Raw genomic sequence first — 17,085 nt, 5'->3', positions numbered from 1 at the left:
GTTGCCTGGCTTAACCGGAAACCGGCCTAGAAATTGGCGTTGAGCCTTACGCCGACGCTCATCCCGTCGCCGATCGTGGCCTCGTTCAGATTGGACGAAATGCTCGTCAGATACTGTTCGTTGAACAGGTTCTTTGCATAGGCGGTGATCTTGCCGTGCTCGAACTCGTAACCGAGTTGCGCATTCACGATCGTGTAGGCGTCGATCTCCCTGGCGGCGGTATTGGCCAGATCCGAGGAACTGTAATAGCCGGACGTAAACTGGACATCGGCTCCGGCGAAAAAGCCGGAATCGTGATGCCAGATTCCGCCGAGAGACGCGGTCAGGGCGGGCGCTTCGGGGAACTCGTTGCCTGAATAGTCTCCGGTGGATGTGTCCGCCTCATCGAATTCGGTCTTCAGAAGACCGACCGCGGAATAGAACTCAAGCGACCGGACAGGCTGATAACGGACCTCGATTTCAGCACCATAGGCATGGGACTTGCCGGCGTTTTCAGTAATTGTCTGACCGGTGAACGCCGGATTGTCGACCACGATCTGCTGATTGTCGTAGTCGTAGTAGAAGGCGTTGGCGAAGATTTCGAGCCTGTCTTCCAACCATCTGGAGCGATAGGCCAACTCATAGGACCACAGAAACTCGGGTTCCACTTCGTTGATGCTCGTCGACCCGGCGACCGTTTCGGAAAATCCTGTCCGGTAGCCCTGGCTGACGAAAGCACTTACTGTCTGATCCTCGGTAATGTCGAAGGCGGCCCCCACCTTCGGCAAAAACACGACATTTGTCGTCGATGTATCCTCGTCCAGGGATCCGAAAACCGGGAAGCCCGCGATGATGCTGGCCGTGACATCGAGCGCTTCACCTGAGTAGTCGGTGGTCACCCGGTCCTGCAGGAGACGGCCTCCGCCCATGAAGGTGATCCGGTCAAACGCCTTGTACCTCAGGTCCGCGTATGCCGCGAAGGAGGTGGTTTCGGTTTTCGACGTCAGGTCCTGAACAGGAACGTCCGGAAAAAACGGCGCGAAAAAATCGGTGGTGATCAAGGAGTCCACATCCGTCGTCGACCTCCCGGCGAAAATACCGAAAACGCCGGACCAGTTGCTGTCGGGCGAATCGTAGGTCAGCCTGAAGTCTTGGGACAGGTCGGTGATGTCACGCGTATCCTGCCTGCCCAGGCTCGAGTTCGGCGTCGACCAGATGTCGACGGTGGTGTCGGTCAACGCGGAGACGGACTTCAGCTCCCAGCCGGGGGCGAGCTCGTATGAGAGATCCGCGACATAACGGCCGACTTCCGTGTCGCGGAATTCCGCCGAGGAATTGGTCGCGTCCACGAATTCGCGCGCGAAGAAATCGGGGCCGCTGACCGTGTGCCAGGACGGCTTGTCATGCGTGTAGCTGGCGGACAACAGAGCGGTGAATCCCGGCAGCGCTTCCGGCGTTATCAGGACCTTTCCCCGGATTTCCTCGTAGGCGTCTTCGCCAAGGGATTCGATCGTCGGATCGGCGTAGTGGATGTCCGCCTCGTCCCTGAAGGCCTGGCCGGCGATCCGGATCGCCACCTGATCCTCGACGATGGGCGTGGAAATCGCGAACGCCCCGGACATGAATTGCTCGGTGGCCAGGTCGCCTTCAAACAGCAGTTCCGGCTCGAAGGTGGGGTCCTTCGTTTCGATAATGACCGCGCCGCCCAGCGCGTTCCGGCCCTGAAGCGTCGACTGCGGTCCGCGCAGAACCTCGATCTGGTCGACATCCCAGATGCCGCGGCTCCCGCGGCGTGTCGCCTCAACGCCCTGCAATGCGCCGTCGATGGTGACGGAAATGATCGGCTGCGACCGGCTCGGCTGGGTCACGCCTTCCGCGTCGAGACCGCGGATCGCAAAGCTGTTGTTGCCGTCTCCGGTTGGATTGGCCCGCACGTTGGCAAGCCTGTTCAACGACTGGTCCAGCGTCTGGATCGTGTAGTTTGAAATATCCTCGTTGGTCACGACACCCACGCTTGTGTAGGTCGTGAACAGATCCCGCGGCAGTTTTTCACCGGAGACCGTGATGACCGGAAGCAGCGTCGTGCCCTCCGCGAGAAGCGGATCGTTGACCACCGGGGAAGCCTGCTGTCCAAGGACAATCGTTCCGGAACCGCTGATGGTGTAGTCGATCCCCGTACCCGCCAGAAGAACGTCCAACGCTTCTTCAGCCGTATATTGTCCGCTTAATCCGGGCGAGGTTATTCCGGAGACAAGCCCGCTGTCATAGCCGATCTGAAGCCCCGTTTGACGGGCAAGCCTGTTCAGCGCGGTCGAAAGCGGCCCCGCCGGCAGATCGACGGACACGGCCTGCTGCAGGTTCTGTGCATGGACAGGCAAGACAGTGCCGGTAATCAGAGCCGTCCCGCAGACCAGAGCCAGCGACAGTGAGCCCCCAAAAGCTGCGCATCGCTTAAGACCTCGAATTGCCTTTTTCATTATTTCGTTCACCCCACCAGAAAGTGAGCGCCGCGCGGCACTCACAAATTGCTTGAAGGGGAGACGAACGAACCGACCGTTTCCGGATGAAAAATATTAAAAAAATTAACGAATGACGCCGCCGAGAGGTCCCGCGCGATAGTACGTCAGTCCAAACGCCTCGGAAAAGCCCTCCAGCGCCTGCTCCGGATTGCCGAGGTCGAAGGAGCCGGACACCAGCCTGTTTGCCGTCGCATCGGTTGCAACGATCAGCTTGCCGGGGAGATGGCGGTCGATTTCCCGGACCACCCAGGACAGTTTCCGGTTCTCGAAAACAAGCCGCCCGGACCGCCATGAAGCCTCGGTGCCTTCAGCCACCGTTTCCACGGGTTCGAGGTTGCCGTCTCCGTCGTACCGGACCCGCATCCCTTCCGTGAGAAGAACCGATTGTCCGTTTGCCGTGACCCGGACCGTGCTCTCGGTTACCGTCACCTCCGTCCAGTCGCCGATCCTGTTGACGTTAAAGGCCGTTCCCAGCACTTCGATCCGGCCCGCACCGGCTGACACGACGAAGGGTCTGGAGGGATCTTTTTCGACTTCCAGAAAGATCTCGCCGCGCAAGAGTTCGATCGCGCGCCCGTCGTCGAAGTCCTCGGCAAGAGCCGTCTCCGCGTTCATCTCCAGGGTGGAGCCGTCGGCAAGATTGAAAGACAGAAGTTCATTCGTTGCCGAAATTCTGTCTGCCTGAAAATAGACCAGACCTTCGGAGATGAAAGGCAGCAGGCCCAGGCAAACAATCAGCACCGTAACGAGCGCCGCGGGCTTGCCGCGTCCGGACCGGATGTGCTTTCGGGTCTTTTCCGGCTCCTGCAGAAGCGCCTTTCCGGTATCTCCGTAGAGCTGACGCACCTGTTCGAACGCCGCAGCATGGCGCTCGTCCGTTGCAAGCCATCTTTCAAGCCGGTCCAGCTCGGCCCGCGACGGTTCATTTCCTTCCAGCGTCAATACCCAGTCTATCGCCTGCTCGCGAATGCGGCGTTTCTGTTCCAGGTAGTCGGCAGACGTCATAATCGGGCTTTTCTTCGCGTTGTCCTCTCGGAGTAGACGAATAGCACATGTCAAACCGGCGTATGAGACGAAATATTTTTTGCCGTTCTTCGAAAAGCGGTGTCGCCTGACATCGATCGAGGAGTCGGTTTCCACCGGCCGGACATCCTGTTCAGAAAGATTGCGCCTCTTCGAAGGCATCCATGGCTTCCAGGCAACGGAGCATGGCATTGCGAAGATGACGGTCCACGCTATCGGTCTTGATGCCGAGATCCTCGGCGATTTGCGGCTTTGCCATTCCTGCGATCCGATAGGCGATAAAGACCTTCCTGCATTGTGGTGGAAGGTCGAAGATCGCCCGTTGCAACACCGCAATGCGTTTCGGCATGTCCAAGCGTGTTTCGAGAGGATCGGATTTCGCCTGAATCGCATGCGCCCGTTCGTCGAGCACGTCAAAGAGCTTTCTTTCAAAAGCGCTGCGCCTGGCCCGGTCGATGCCCAGGTTCAGGGCGGCCCGGATCAGAAACGCCCGAAGGGAGTTCTTGCCGGCCAGTCTTTCAGGTTTCCGGCACAGCTGAACGTAGAGATCGTGAACGATCTCGGTCGCCTGCCCCGGTCCGGCTCCCTGCCGCAGCATCGCATGCCGGATATCGTCGTAGTATGCCTCGATCGCATCGTCCAGCGTCTTGCGTGCGGCAAGCGTTTCCGCAGTTGCAGCGCCGGCGTCCGAACTGTTGATTAGACCGTCAAATCCCACGTCAGCTTCACTTCGATACGACAAACCGACTGATGATTATCAGCGTTTTATCGCAGCTGGCAAGATATTATGAATTTAAAACTCATATTAAGATCATTTCGATCGTACTTTGTCGGGTGCGCCCGGTGCGGCCTTTCAGGACCGGCAGGAGGTTGGACGCGTGACCTGTGGTCCCGCGCTCACATCACCGCGCCAACCTGCCAGGGCACGAATTCGTGGTCGCCGAGACCGAGAGCCTCTGATTTTGTGCAGGCTCCGGAGGCCGTCGCCAGAATGAGGTCAAGGATCTCCGACCCCTTCAGGTGAAGCGAAACGGACGCGGAAAGGATATCGCCGCAATTCAGGTCGATGTCGTCCGGCATGGCGTTGAAGAGCGTGTCGTTGGTCGAAAGCTTGATCGTCGGCGCCGGTTTGGAGCCGAACGCGGAGCCACGGCCCGTGGTGAAGACAAGGATCTGCGCGCCGCCTGCGATCTGACCGGTTGCCGAAACCGGATCGTATCCGGGCGTATCCATGAAGACGAAGCCGGGCTCGGTCACCTGCTCCGCATAGTCGTAGACCGCCGTCAACGGCGTGGACCCGCCCTTCGCGGCCGCCCCCAGAGACTTTTCCAGGATCGTCGTCAGGCCGCCCGCCTTGTTGCCCGGGCTCGGGTTGTTGTCCATGCTGCCTTTGTGCATGGCGGTGTAGCTCTCCCACCACTCGATCTGGGAAATGAGTTTCCGGGCGACCTCTTCACTCGCCGCCCGGCGCAGCAAAAGCTGTTCCGCGCCGTAGATTTCAGGGGTTTCGGAAAGGATCGCGGTTGCGCCCAGACCGACCAGAAGATCCGAAGCGACACCGAGCGCCGGGTTCGCGGTAACGCCGGAGAAGCCGTCCGAACCGCCGCACTGAAGCGCGACCTTCAGGGAGGACGCCGGGCACACGGTTCGTTCAACCTGGTTCACATCCGGTAGAAGCTGCAGAACCATGTCCTTGATCCGGTCGATCGTCGCGCGCGTGCCGCCGGTCTCCTGGATGGTCAGCCCGTGAAACCGGTCGCTGTGCGCTTCTCCGAAGTGCGCCTTCATGCGCGCGACCTGCATGACCTCGCAGCCGAGCCCGACGAAGATGGCCGCTCCGACATTGGGATGCGTCGCATGCCCCCAGAGCACCCGTTCCAGCAACCGTGCGCCAAGACCGCCGCTGTCCATGCCGCAGCCTGTCCCGTGGCCGAAGGCGGTCACACCGTCGACATTCGGATAGTCCCGCAGAACGCCCGAGTTCTCGATTTCGGCAGCGGCCCGTCTGACAACCGTCGCCGAACAATTCACCGTCGCGCACAGGGCAATGTAGTTCCGTGTGCCTGTCTGTCCGTTTTGCCTCCGGTAGCCGTTGAAGGTTCGCGGCGCGACCTGAGGAATGGCGGCTTTCGCGCGCGCCAGGTCGGCACCGACGGCATAGGCGCTGTCATGAGCGGAAAAAGCGCAGTTGTGGCTGTGAACATGGTCTCCGGGTGCGATTACTTCGCTCGCCGCACCGATGATCTGGCCGAACTTGAGAACGGGTTCGCCCACTTCGTGCCTTACCCGCGCGATCTTGTGACCGGCAGGAACGGCGCTGGCCAGAGGCGCGCCGACACCGAGCGGGTCGCTGCCGGAAGCGGCGCGAGCGGGCAGGATGGCCACCGTGTCCGCCGAATTCAACACCAGGATCTTCTGATCGGTCATGCGGCGGCTCCCGCGTGGGTCAGACCGGCGATCACCCCGCGCAATTCCGCAAGGCCCCGTAAACGGCCCACGAGTGGATATCCCGGATGGGTGCCCCGGCCCGCATCATCCAGCAATTCATGACCGTGATCGGGCCGGAACACGATAGAGGCGTCCGCCCGCCCCTGCCGCCGTCGAGCAGCCTCTTCGGCAAGCAGCACCTCGATCACCGCCGGGATGTCGGTATCGCCTGCAAGGTGCGGCGCCTCCTCGAAAGAACCGTCCGGCTCCTTGGCGACATTGCGCAAATGCGCGAAATGGATCTTCCCCGAAAACTGCCGCGCGATGGCCGGAACGTCGTTCTCAGGATTGGCGCCGAGCGAGCCGGCGCAAAGGGTCAGTCCGTTGGCAGGACTTTCCACCGCCGACAGGAGCCAGCCGATATCCTCCGCGTTGGACACGATGCGCGGCAGGCCGAGCAGGTTGCGGGGCGGATCGTCCGGATGCACCGCCAGTTTCAGGCCGAGCTCTTCGGCGGTCGGAACGACTTCCTCCAGAAAGCGCTTGTGGTTCATCCGGAGCGTTGTCCGGTCGAACCCCCGATAGGCAGCAAGCGCGGCGCGCAGACCGGCGGCATCATAACGGTCATATGCGCCGGGAAGCCCGGCCATGATCGCCGCTGTCAGCTCTTCCCGGTCTGCCGGTGACGCCTTGTCGAGCCAGCATCGTGCGGTAGCGATATCCTCAGCGCTGTAATCCTCCTCAGCACCCGGCCGGTCCACCATGAAAACGTCGAAGGCCGCCATCTTCGTAATGGAAAACCGGAGGCAGGAACCGCCGCGCCCGACCGGTGCGGTAAGATCGGTCCGGGTCCAGTCGAGCAGCGGCATGAAATTGTAGCAGATGACCTTGACGCCTTCGGCGGCCAGGTTGGCCATGGATTGCCGGTAATTGGCAAAAAGCTCTTCCAGCCCGCCCTCGCCGCGCTTGATCGCTTCATGCACCGGCAGGCTTTCCACGACTGTCCAGTCGAAGCCGGCGGCGAGGATCTGCATGCGCGTGTCGGCAATCGTCTGCCTTGGCCAGACATGACCATAAGGGATCTCGTGCAGCGCGGTGACAATACTCGCCGCACCGGTCTGTGCGATCTCGGACAGGGAAATGCGGTCGTAGCCGCCGTACCAGCGCCAACCTTCAATCATAGCGTATCCTCAAGCGCGAAACGGACGCCGTTGGCCTGAAGAGCGGCATAAGCGGCCGTCACCGCTGACCCCAACGCGGACGCCAGGTGCGGATCGAAAATCCCGGTCACGCCCAGAAGCGCGGCAACCTTTCCGGAGGCATCCCCGGCGCTGTCGGAAAGTTCCTTCAGCCGCTCGGCCAACGGGTCGCGAACATCGATCGGATTGCCTTTGAGGTCCGTACCGCCGACATAGATCATCCAGGCGGCGACAGCGAGGCTCAGTCCCGGGCTGGGGCGTTGCGCCTCAAGATTGTCGCGCAGGGTTCCAAGGATACGCTGCGGCAGCTTCTGGCTGCCGTCCATGGCGATCTGCCAGGTGCGGTGCCGGATCGCCGGATTGGCGTAACGCTCGAACAGGGCTTCGGCATAGACGTTGAGATCGACACCGGGCGGCGCGGTGAAGGACGGAATGATTTCGCGGTGCCACAATCCCCTGACGAAGGATGCGAAAACCGGGTCGGCCACAGTATCGGCAATTGTCTCGTGCCCGGCGAGGTAACCGAGATAGGCAAGCGAGGAATGGGTTCCGTTGAGCATGCGCAGCTTCATGTGCTCATAGGGCGTCACATTGCCGACCAGTTCCACTCCAACGGCGGCCAGGTCGGGCCGGGCCTCCCTGCCATAGGCCGGAACGAAGCCGTCCTCGACAACCCACTGACGGAACGGTTCGTGCATCACCGGCGCCGCATCGCAGACCCCGGTCTCCCGCGCAAGCCTATCGATATCCTCCGGCTTGGTCGCCGGCACGATCCTGTCGACCATCGTCGCCGGAAACCGGCCTTCCCTCGCGATCCAGGCCGCGAGTTCCGGATCGAGCCTTTCGGCAAGCTCCAGGACGACACCGCGCACCAGCCGTCCGTTGTCCGGCAGGTTGTCGCAGGTCAGCACGGTGAAAGGAGGCAGGCCCGCAGTCTTGCGCCGGGCGAGCGCGCGAACAAGATATCCAGGAGCGGAAACCGGTTCGGCGTTTTCCAGATCGTGACGGATATCCGGATGGTCCGTATTCAGCCGGCCTGTCGCCGGATCGTGGCAATAGCCCTTCTCGGTAACGGTCAGGCTGACGATCCGGATCGCCGGATCGGCCATGACCGCCAGAACCGCTTCCGGGTTCTCGCGCGCCACCAGCACATCCCGGACGACTTCGACCTGACGGCGGGTCTCTCCCTCCGGGCCGAGTTCAACCGCCGTATAGGCAAAATCCTGCGGCGCCAGCTGGTCGCGCACGCGCGCGCTCTGCAGGCTGACGCCGACAATCCCCCAGTCGCCGCCGGATGTTTTGACGGCGTCTTCAATGTAAACCGCTCCGAAAGCACGGAAGAAGGCACCGAGTCCCAGATGGACAAGACCCTTCTCCGGAGCCGGAGCCTGTCGTTTGAGACCGGGCAGATCAGCGGGCAAGCCAGCCTCCGTCGACGTTCAGGATCGCGCCATGGATATATTTCGCCGCAGGCGACGACAGGAAAACCGTAGCCTCGCCGATGTCGCTTGCCTCGCCCCAACGGCCAGCGGGAATCCGCTCGAGGATCTGCCGGCTGCGCTCCGGATCGTTCCGGAGTGCCTCGGTGTTGTTGGTAACAATATAGCCGGGAGCAATGGCGTTGACGTTGATGCCTTTCGACGCCCATTCGTTGGCCAGAAGCTTGGTGATACCCGCAACGCCGTGTTTGGAAGCGGTATAGGACGGCACGCGAATGCCCCCCTGAAACGACAGCAGAGAGGCAATATTGACGATCGCACCGGGTCGCCCCGCCGCCAGCGCCGCCTTGCCGAAGGCCTGGCAGGTGAAGAACACGGCCTTCAGGTTGACGTCCATCACATCGTCCCAGTCGGCTTCGGCGAAATCGACAGCCTCCGCCCGCCGGATGATACCGGCGTTGTTGACCAGAATGTCGATCCGCTCCTTCTCGAACAGCGGTACCGCGGCCATGGGATCGGAGAAATCCACCGGCACATGCCGGCCGTTCTCGATCTTCGACAGCGTTTCTTCGCAGTCCCGGCGCGCGGCGCAAAGCACCTCCGCGCCCGCTTGCGACATGGAGATGGCTATTGCCTGGCCGATGCCGGTATTCGCACCCGTTACCAGGGCGCGCTTGCCCTCCAGCGAGAACGCATTCACCGCAGCTCCTCCATCGCGATCATGTCCATATCCGTGAAATCGACGTTGTCGCCGGCCATCGCCCAGCAGAACGTATAGGCACCGGTCCCGGCGCCGCAGTGGATCGACCAGGGCGGGGAGATCACCGCCTCCTCGTTCGCCATCACCAGGTGCCGTGTTTCCTCCGGCTTGCCCATGAAGTGAAACACCCGCTGTTCCGGCCCAAGCTCGAAATAGAGATAGGCCTCCATGCGGCGGTCGTGGACATGGGCGGGCATGGTGTTCCACACGGACCCGGGCGCGAACTGGGTGTAGCCCATCAGAAGCTGACAGCTCTCGGCGACTTCCGGGTGCAGGAACTGCAGGATGACGCGTTCGTTGGCGGCCTCGGACGAACCGAGTTCGACCCTGCGGGCATCCTTGACCGTGATCAGCCGTGTCGGACAGGTCCGGTGCGCCGGCGCCGACAGGATGTAGAAACGTCCCTCGCCTGAAAACGTCACCGGCCCGGCTCCCATGCCGACGTAAAGCACGTCGCCCTTGCCGACTTGATGGGTGTCGCCTCCCACGGAAACGGTCCCCGCTTCGCCGACATTGAGAATACCGAGTTCGCGCCGGTCGAGCAGAGATGGCGTACCCGCCTCCTTGACCCGGTCGAGAACCAGCTCGCCACCCGCCGGCACGGCACCGCCGAGAATAAGCCGGTCGTAATGGGTGTAGACAAGATTGATCTTGCCGGCCTGAAACAGGCCGGATGCGTGGAAATGCTCTCTCAAGCCTTTTGTATCCAGGGCTTTCGCCGTGTCCGGGTCCACTGCATATCGGGTTTCGACGGTCAGCATGAAGAGATCCTCGTCCTTTGAAGTGTTTTAAAGAAAATCGTCGCGGCGCGGCGTGAAGGTGTCGATGAGCGTTCCGGGCCGGAGGCAGACACAGCCGTGCATGGCCTCGGACGGAATGACGAAACTGTCGCCGGGACCGACCTCGAACTCCTCGCCACCGACGGTGAAGCGGAAACGTCCGCTTTCCACATAGGTTGACTGGATGTGGGGATGGTTGTGCAGGCGCCCTTCTGCGCCTTCTTCCCGAAAGCGGAAAGCGACCACCATCAGCTCCGGGGTCTCGGACAGCACCTGCCGGCGGATTCCCGGATCGGCGTCGACTTCCGGGAAGGTTTTTACGTACATGATTTCACCTCTATCGAAACAGGGACGGCAGCCAGAGAGACAATGCCGGAATGTAGGTGACGAGAAGCAGTGTGAAGACGGCTGCCCCGTAAAACGGCCAGATCGTCTTGATCGCATCCCAGACGGAAATCCGTCCGACGGCGCATCCGACGAACAGCACCGTGCCCACCGGCGGTGTGCACAGGCCGATACCGAGATTGAGCACGAGTATGACGCCGAAATGGACCGGATCGACGCCGAATGCTGTCGCGACCGGCAGGAAGATCGGCGTGGTGATGACGATCAGTGGCGACATGTCCATAAATGTGCCGAGGAACAGGAGAACGATGTTGATCAGCAGAAGGATGATCAGCGGGTTCTCGGAGATGTTCTTCAGGAACGCGACCAGTTCCGCCGGAATGCGCAGGAACGCGAGCAACCAGCCGAAGGAAGCCGCGCAACCGATGACCAGAAGCACCATGGCCGTTGTCCGGACCGCGGCTTTTGTCGAGGCGACGAATTCCGGCCAGCCCATGGTGCGATAGGCCAGGGCGGTGACGAGCAACGCGTAGACCGCCGCGATGCAGGAGCTCTCGGACGCCGTGAAGACGCCGGAACGCACGCCGCCGAATATGATCCCGATCAGGAGCAGCCCCGGAATGGCGTTGACGAAGAGCGCCCCGAGAGAGCCCCAGCCGGGAAAGTTTTCGGTCGGATAGCCGGCGCGCCGGGCGACGAACCAGGCAGTGACCATCAGCGACCCCGCCAGCATCAGCCCGGGAAGAATTCCGGCGGTGAACAGATCCGCGATGGAGAGCCGTCCACCGGCTGAAATCGAATAGATGATCATGTTGTGCGAGGGCGGCAGCATCAGCGCGATGATCGAGGACATGACCGTGACGTTGACACCGTATTCGACCGGGTAACCCCGCTTTTTCATCTGCGGGATCATCAGGGATCCGATCGCGGTGGCATCCGCCGCAGCGGAACCGGATATGCCGCCGAACAGCACCGACGCGGTAATATTCACCTGTCCAAGCCCGCCGCGCATATGCCCGAAGCCGGCAGCGGCCAGGGCTACCAGCCTGCGGGCGATATCGCCGCGCACCATCAACTCGCCGGCGAAGATGAAGAAGGGGATCGCCATCAGCGCGAACACCGACACACCGGAATTGAGCCGTTGGAACACGATGACGGGCGGCAGGTCCATGTAGAGAACGGTCGCCAGCGAAGCCGCCCCGAGACAGAAGGCGACCGGTGTGCCGATCAGAAGCAGGATCGTGAAGGTCCCGAAAAGGATGAATGGTTCCATGTCAGGCCTCTTCCGGCTCTACATCGCCGAAACGCGCGGTCGGCTGACCGGCGGCGCGCAGGACGAGGCGTTCCAGGGAAAAAATGAAGACGAGGCAGCCTCCCGCCACCAGGGGCAGAAAATCGACCGCTCCGGACACGCCGAGCGAAGGCAGTTTCACGTCCCAGGCGGAGAGCGCCAGCTCGGCGCCGAACCATGCCATGCCGGCCCCGAAGGCCGCGACCACCGCGTCGGAAATGCTGAACAGGATCAGCTTGGTGTTTTGCGGCAGAAAGTAAAGCAGGACGTCGAAACTCAGATGATAGCCTTCACGGATGCCGACCGCGGCGCCGAGAAAGATGAACCAGCCCATCAGAATGACGGAAGCGGGCTCCGACCAGACCAGGCTGTCGTTCATCACGTAACGCATGAAGACCTGCGCGGTGATGAAGACTGTCATGAGGATGAGACCGCATCCGGCAAGCCAGAGGGCAGCCGTCGAGATCAGGCGCATAGCCTGCGCGGCAAGTAAAAGATGTGACTGCACGACCAAATCCTGAAAGAACCTGCGGCCGGTCCGGCCGCAGGCATGAATTGACTCAGTCGGTTGCCCGGATACGGGCGACCAGGTCTTTCAGCTTGTCCGAGGTGACATGCTTTTCGTAGACGCTGTCCATGGCCGCCATGAACGGCTCCTTGTCGATTTCGGTAACGACCTCGACGCCGGCCGCGCGGACCTTTTCCTCGGACGCCTTCTCGCGGGCCTGCCACTGTTCCCGCATGAACGGAACGGAGTCTTTGGCGGCCTGACGGACGGCGGCCTGGTCTTCCGCGGACAGATTGTCCCAGGACTTTTTCGACATCACCAGCACTTCCGGAACGATCAGGTGTTCGTCCAGCGTGTAGTACCCCGCGACCTCATAGTGGCCGGAGGATTCGTAGGACGGCCAGTTGTTTTCCGCCCCGTCGATGACACCCGTCTGGATGGACGAATAGACTTCGCCGTAAGGCATCGGCGTGGCATTGGCGCCAAGCGCCGACATCATGTCGACGAAGATATCCGACTGCATGACGCGAACCTTCATGCCTTCAAGATCTTCAATCGATTTAATCGGTTTAACCTTGTTGTAAAAGCTGCGCGAGCCGCCATCGTAGAATGCCAGGCCGACATAGCCGTGCGGTTCGAAGGCCGCCAGAATGTCGTCGCCGATCGGACCATCCATGACCCGGTGCATGTGGTCGACACCCTTGAAGACGTAAGGCAGGGAAACGACCTTGGTCTCCTCGACAAGGTTGTTGAAGGGACCCATGGAAACACGGTTCAGGTCGATGACCCCGAACTTGGTCTGTTCGATTGTGTCCTTTTCCTCGCCAAGCTGGGCGGAATGGAACACTTCCACGCAGAGACGACCGCCGGTGCGTTCTTCCAGCAGCTTGCCCATCTGTTTGACGGCCTCGACCGTCGGATAGCCGTCCGGATGGGTGTCGGACGATTTCAGGGTCACTTCGCAGGCCAGCGAGGCCGTTGTCATGGCGGCGGTGGCCAACAGGGACGCCGCCAGGGTCTTCAATAGTTTCATTCTCTCCTCCCGAAAAAGGCTCCTCAGAGCCGGTAGGCTTGCTTGGCAAGCCTGTATGTGAGGTCATGTGCGACCTCGTAAGCCTCGTCCTCGTCCAGCCTCCCGGATGTCACGAGCGATGCGAGGTAAGCGCTGTCGACCCGCCGCGCCACGTCATGGCGGGCCGGGATCGAGCAGAAAGCGCGGGTGTCGTCGTTAAAGCCGACGGTGTTGTAGAACCCGGCCGTTTCCGTGGTCAGCTCCCGGAAGCGGCGCATGCCGTCGGGACTGTCGTAGAACCACCAGGCAGGCCCCAGCTTCAAGGTCGGGTAGACCCCGGCGAGCGGCGCGAGTTCGCGCGCGTAGGCGGTTTCGTCCAGCGTGAACAGGATGATGGAAAGATCCCTTTCCAGACCGACCGCATCGAGCAGGGGTTTCAGCGCGCGCACATAATCGGTTCGGGTCGGAATATCGAAGCCCTTGTCGCGGCCGAACGCTCTCATCATCCCCCCGGAATGATTGCGGAAGCTGCCGGGGTGGATCTGCAGCACCAGACCGTCCTCCAGGCTCATGCGGGCCATTTCGGTCAGCATATGCCCCCGGAACGCGTCCGCCTCCTCGGATGTGCAGGTTCCCGACAGGGCTTTCTGAAAGAGAACCTCCGCCTGGCTTGCGGAGAGATCTTCGGTACGCGCGGTCGCATGTCCATGGTCGGAAGACGTCGCGCCGAAGGACTTGAAATAGGCTCTCCGCACCCGGTGGGCATTGAGATAGCCCTGCCAGGTCGTTGCCGCTTCTCCCGCCAGCGCACCGAATGTCTCGATGTTTTCGGCAAAACCCTCGAACTCCGGATCGACGACCGGGTCGGGCCGATAGGCTGTAATCACCTTCCCGGACCAGCCGCTGTCCCGGATCGCGCGATGCCATTTCAGGTCGTCCAGCGGCGATTCCGTTGTCGCGATCACTTCGATATTGAATCGCTCGTACAGAGCTCTCGGGCGGAATTCGGGACGAGCCAGGCAATCGGCGATGTGATCGTAGGCCTCATCCGCGGTCTCCGCACAGAGCCGTTTCGTCCAGCCGAAGACGTCCTGAAAGGCCTGCGTCAGCCACATCCGCGTCGGCGTCGCCCGGAAGAGGTGAAAATTCTCGGCAAACAGGCGCCAGACGGCACGGCTGTCGGTTTCGCTCGTGCCGCCGTCGGCGCGCGGCACGCCCAACCTTGCAAGGTCGATGCCCTGGGAACAAAGCATGCGAAATACGTAGTGGTCGGGCACGATGAAGAGCTGCGCCGGATCCGGAAAGGCTTCATTATCGGCGAACCAGCGCGGATCCGTGTGCCCGTGTGGGCTGACGATGGGCAGGGTCTTCACCGAGGCGTAGAGCCGTGCGGCCAGCGCCCGGGACGCCGGATCGGCGGGAAAAAGACGATGCGGGTCGAGTCCCTCCGCTATGTCCTCGGACGTATCCGCAAGTCCCATCGACATTCAATCCTCCTGGCTAGGGTCGGCACACTCTCTGTTGCAGCTAGTAAACTGATATGCTAGTTGAGTAGACGAGTCAACGGAGATGAGCAGATGTCAGACAGCAGCGCCTTGAAGGTGCTCGAACCGCTGAAAATCCCGACGGTCGCCGATACGGTGTTCGAGGAACTGCACCAGCAGATCCTGTCGCTGGAACTGGCACCCGGGACGCGGGTCTCGGAAGCGGAAGTCGCCAAGGCCTTCGGCGTGTCGCGCCAGCCTGTGCGGGATGCGTTCTACCGTCTGTCCCAGCTCGGTTTCCTGTTGATCCGCCCGCAGCGGGCAACAGTGATCACCAAGATTTCCGAAGCCGCCGTACTCAGGGCCAGGTTTGTGCGCACCGCGCTCGAGGTTGCCTGCCTGCGTGCCGCCATCAAGGTCATCACGGACGTCCAGATTGCCGATCTCGAAGCGCTGATGACAGAGCAGGACGCGGCGGTGAAAGCCGACGATCGCCAGCTGTTTCACAAGCTGGACGACAGCTTCCACCGGCGCATCTGTGAAATCTCGGGGCATGACTACGTCTGGGCGCTGATCCGCGAACAGAAAGCACATATGGACCGGGTCCGCTTCCTGTCCCTTGCGTCAGGCGCACGGACCGCGCTCGACGATCACATCGTCATCATCGACGCCATTCGCGACAGGAACGGCCCCCGGGCGGAAGCCGTGCTGACCGAGCATCTCGGGCGCATTGCGACCATTCTGGGTGAAATCCGCTCCGGAAACCCTGACCACTTCGAGGAATAGGCGATGGGCCGGCGCTTTCTCGCCATCGGTGAATGCATGATCGAATTCGCGCCGGCCAGCGACGGAACTTACGCGATCGGTTTTGCCGGAGACACATTCAACACGGCCTGGTACGCCCGCCGGCTTGCCGGCGGGGATCACATCGAGGTGGCGTATCTCAGCGCCGTCGGCGACGACAGCCTTTCGCACCAGCTGACCGGCTTCATGGACGAGGCGGGCATCGCCCCCTGCCTGGCAACGGTCCAGGGTGCAAGTCCCGGTGTCTACATGATTGTTCTGAACGAAGGCGAGCGCAGCTTTCAGTACTGGCGTTCCCAATCCGCCGCGCGCCATCTGGCGGACGATCTGAGCCCGCTTGACGGGTTCGGAAGAGGCGACATGCTTTATTTCTCCGGGATTACGGTCGCCATTCTGCCTGAGAATTCCCGTACCCGTCTTCTGGAGGCCGTTGATGCCGCGTCCGCGCGCGGCGCCGCGATCGTATTCGATCCCAATCTGCGGCCCCGTCTCTGGACCGACGCGGAAGAGATGTGCCGCTGGACGACCCGCGCGGCCGGAGCCAGCGATATCGTGCTGCCGTCCTTCGACGACGAAGCAACCCACTTCGGGGACGACGACCCGGAGACGACGGCAAGGCGCTACCTGGAGAACGGCGCCCGCCTGGCCGTGGTCAAGAACGGCGCCGGAGCCGTACTCGTGCGAGCCTCCGACGGCGACGGTTTTCAGTACCACCCCGACCCGGTTGCCGAAATCGTCGACACGACAGCAGCCGGCGACAGTTTCAATGCCGCGTTCCTGATCGAGTATCTGGAAAAAAGCCGACTCAGGGAGGCGGTACGCGCCGGCTGCGCTCTGGCCCGCCACGTCATCTGCCACAGAGGCGCCCTCGTGCCCGTGACCCGGCTGGACCTGAACCGCCACAAGGTGTCCTTGCCCGCGTAAGCCGTTCAGCCCCTGCCGGGCTTCGCACCCCGCCACGCTCCGCCTGCGGTGGCAGTGGAAGAACAAGCAAGTTCACCGAACCCACAGCCGGTTTCAACGGCCTCACCCTGCGGCTCATCGCCGCGAGGTTTCCACCTCCAGGGCGATCCTCTGTCCGCCGCCGATGCACATTGTTTTGATGTTTCGGGGTCGACGTCCGATACATCCTGACGGGATCCTTATGCGAAGGGGCTAAAACGCGGCAGGAGGGCGCACGGATTCGATCGCCGCTTTCCGTGCCGAGCCCAGAACGACAAAACCCCCAGGAGCTTTCGCTGCCTGGGGTTTTTGTTTGTGTCGCGATGATTTTGTATTTTTTGTGCTGTTTGGCTTTTGGCCAACAAAAAACCCGGCGCGTGGCCGGTTTTTTTTATTGGTTGCGGGAGCAGGATTTGATGTTTTCTGCCCCGTTGCGTCGGGCATAGGCCTCCTTTCGGGGACCCCGTCAGGATCAACTCCTCGACCCCGCGCGCAGAAAAACCAAAGGCCGCCCTGATGGACGGCCTTTGGTTTTTCTGGTTGCGGGAGCAGGATTTGAACCTGCGACCTTCAG

Annotated in this window: 15 protein-coding genes; 2 read left to right on the top strand and 13 right to left on the bottom strand. The window is 61.7% G+C overall.

Going from position 1 to position 17,085, the window contains the following annotated elements:
- Nucleotides 1–26 precede the first annotated feature (26 nt).
- The 13 genes from JF539_RS17810 to uxaC all read right to left on the bottom strand — a co-directional run bounded on the left by JF539_RS17810 (nt 27) and on the right by uxaC (nt 14,768).
- Nucleotides 27–2,357 carry a TonB-dependent receptor domain-containing protein gene (locus JF539_RS17810; RefSeq protein WP_207142073.1) on the bottom strand — a complete coding sequence of 777 codons (2,331 nt, stop codon included), beginning with the start codon at nt 2,355–2,357 and terminating at the stop codon, nt 27–29.
- A 204-nt stretch (nt 2,358–2,561) separates the two neighbouring features.
- On the bottom strand, nt 2,562–3,503 hold the full coding sequence (locus tag JF539_RS17805; protein ID WP_207142072.1) for a FecR family protein: 942 nt from the start codon (nt 3,501–3,503) through the stop codon (nt 2,562–2,564).
- 151 nt (nt 3,504–3,654) lie between these two features.
- On the bottom strand, nt 3,655–4,239 hold the full coding sequence (locus JF539_RS17800; RefSeq protein WP_207142071.1) for a sigma-70 family RNA polymerase sigma factor: 585 nt from the start codon (nt 4,237–4,239) through the stop codon (nt 3,655–3,657).
- Between the two features lie 179 nt (nt 4,240–4,418).
- Nucleotides 4,419–5,948: a UxaA family hydrolase gene (locus tag JF539_RS17795; RefSeq protein ID WP_207142070.1), complete on the bottom strand. Its 1,530-nt coding sequence runs from the start codon at nt 5,946–5,948 to the stop codon at nt 4,419–4,421.
- On the bottom strand, nt 5,945–7,129 hold the full coding sequence (gene uxuA / locus JF539_RS17790; RefSeq protein ID WP_207142069.1) for a mannonate dehydratase: 1,185 nt from the start codon (nt 7,127–7,129) through the stop codon (nt 5,945–5,947). Before uxuA ends, JF539_RS17795 begins: the two co-directional genes overlap by 4 nt.
- Nucleotides 7,126–8,568, bottom strand: coding sequence for a mannitol dehydrogenase family protein (locus JF539_RS17785; RefSeq protein ID WP_209017401.1), 1,443 nt, complete (start codon nt 8,566–8,568; stop codon nt 7,126–7,128). The genes uxuA and JF539_RS17785 overlap by 4 nt, the downstream gene beginning before the upstream one ends.
- Complete coding sequence (gene kduD / locus JF539_RS17780) at nt 8,558–9,286, bottom strand: 2-dehydro-3-deoxy-D-gluconate 5-dehydrogenase KduD (RefSeq protein ID WP_207142068.1); 729 nt, start codon at nt 9,284–9,286, stop codon at nt 8,558–8,560. The genes JF539_RS17785 and kduD overlap by 11 nt, the downstream gene beginning before the upstream one ends.
- Entirely contained in the window at nt 9,283–10,107 is an 825-nt protein-coding gene (gene kduI, locus JF539_RS17775; RefSeq protein ID WP_207142067.1) for a 5-dehydro-4-deoxy-D-glucuronate isomerase, read from the bottom strand. The genes kduD and kduI overlap by 4 nt, the downstream gene beginning before the upstream one ends.
- A gap of 27 nt (nt 10,108–10,134) precedes the next feature.
- Entirely contained in the window at nt 10,135–10,452 is a 318-nt protein-coding gene (locus JF539_RS17770) for a cupin domain-containing protein (RefSeq protein ID WP_207142066.1), read from the bottom strand.
- Between the two features lie 10 nt (nt 10,453–10,462).
- Entirely contained in the window at nt 10,463–11,743 is a 1,281-nt protein-coding gene (locus tag JF539_RS17765) for a TRAP transporter large permease (RefSeq protein WP_207142065.1), read from the bottom strand.
- Nucleotide 11,744: 1 nt separating this feature from the next.
- Entirely contained in the window at nt 11,745–12,236 is a 492-nt protein-coding gene (locus JF539_RS17760) for a TRAP transporter small permease (RefSeq protein WP_207142438.1), read from the bottom strand.
- A gap of 85 nt (nt 12,237–12,321) precedes the next feature.
- Entirely contained in the window at nt 12,322–13,302 is a 981-nt protein-coding gene (locus JF539_RS17755) for a TRAP transporter substrate-binding protein (protein WP_207142064.1), read from the bottom strand.
- 23 nt (nt 13,303–13,325) lie between these two features.
- Entirely contained in the window at nt 13,326–14,768 is a 1,443-nt protein-coding gene (uxaC, locus tag JF539_RS17750; RefSeq protein WP_236042554.1) for a glucuronate isomerase, read from the bottom strand.
- A 90-nt stretch (nt 14,769–14,858) separates the two neighbouring features.
- Here uxaC and JF539_RS17745 point away from each other — a divergent pair, with 90 nt between their 5' ends.
- Both JF539_RS17745 and JF539_RS17740 read left to right on the top strand, forming a co-directional pair.
- Nucleotides 14,859–15,551, top strand: coding sequence for a GntR family transcriptional regulator (locus JF539_RS17745; RefSeq protein WP_207142063.1), 693 nt, complete (start codon nt 14,859–14,861; stop codon nt 15,549–15,551).
- A gap of 3 nt (nt 15,552–15,554) precedes the next feature.
- Nucleotides 15,555–16,493 carry a sugar kinase gene (locus JF539_RS17740; RefSeq protein WP_207142062.1) on the top strand — a complete coding sequence of 313 codons (939 nt, stop codon included), beginning with the start codon at nt 15,555–15,557 and terminating at the stop codon, nt 16,491–16,493.
- Nucleotides 16,494–17,085: the final 592 nt, after the last annotated feature.

This window comes from Roseibium aggregatum (assembly GCF_017309185.1).
GTDB classification, from domain to species: domain Bacteria; phylum Pseudomonadota; class Alphaproteobacteria; order Rhizobiales; family Stappiaceae; genus Roseibium; species Roseibium aggregatum_B.
This window is presented reverse-complemented; position numbering and strand designations above follow the sequence as displayed.

Excerpts from the sequence above, each read along its gene's own strand:
- JF539_RS17795 (WP_207142070.1), bottom strand. The coding sequence starts at position 5,948 with ATGACCGATCAGAAGATCCTGGTGTTGAATTCGGCGGACACGGTGGCC.
- JF539_RS17805 (WP_207142072.1), bottom strand. The coding sequence starts at position 3,503 with ATGACGTCTGCCGACTACCTGGAACAGAAACGCCGCATTCGCGAGCAG.
- uxaC (WP_236042554.1), bottom strand. The coding sequence starts at position 14,768 with ATGTCGATGGGACTTGCGGATACGTCCGAGGACATAGCGGAGGGACTC.
- uxuA (WP_207142069.1), bottom strand. The coding sequence starts at position 7,129 with ATGATTGAAGGTTGGCGCTGGTACGGCGGCTACGACCGCATTTCCCTG.
- JF539_RS17770 (WP_207142066.1), bottom strand. The coding sequence starts at position 10,452 with ATGTACGTAAAAACCTTCCCGGAAGTCGACGCCGATCCGGGAATCCGC.
- JF539_RS17760 (WP_207142438.1), bottom strand. The coding sequence starts at position 12,236 with ATGCGCCTGATCTCGACGGCTGCCCTCTGGCTTGCCGGATGCGGTCTC.
- JF539_RS17765 (WP_207142065.1), bottom strand. The coding sequence starts at position 11,743 with ATGGAACCATTCATCCTTTTCGGGACCTTCACGATCCTGCTTCTGATC.
- JF539_RS17740 (WP_207142062.1), top strand. The coding sequence starts at position 15,555 with ATGGGCCGGCGCTTTCTCGCCATCGGTGAATGCATGATCGAATTCGCG.
- JF539_RS17755 (WP_207142064.1), bottom strand. The coding sequence starts at position 13,302 with ATGAAACTATTGAAGACCCTGGCGGCGTCCCTGTTGGCCACCGCCGCC.
- JF539_RS17745 (WP_207142063.1), top strand. The coding sequence starts at position 14,859 with ATGTCAGACAGCAGCGCCTTGAAGGTGCTCGAACCGCTGAAAATCCCG.
- kduI (WP_207142067.1), bottom strand. The coding sequence starts at position 10,107 with ATGCTGACCGTCGAAACCCGATATGCAGTGGACCCGGACACGGCGAAA.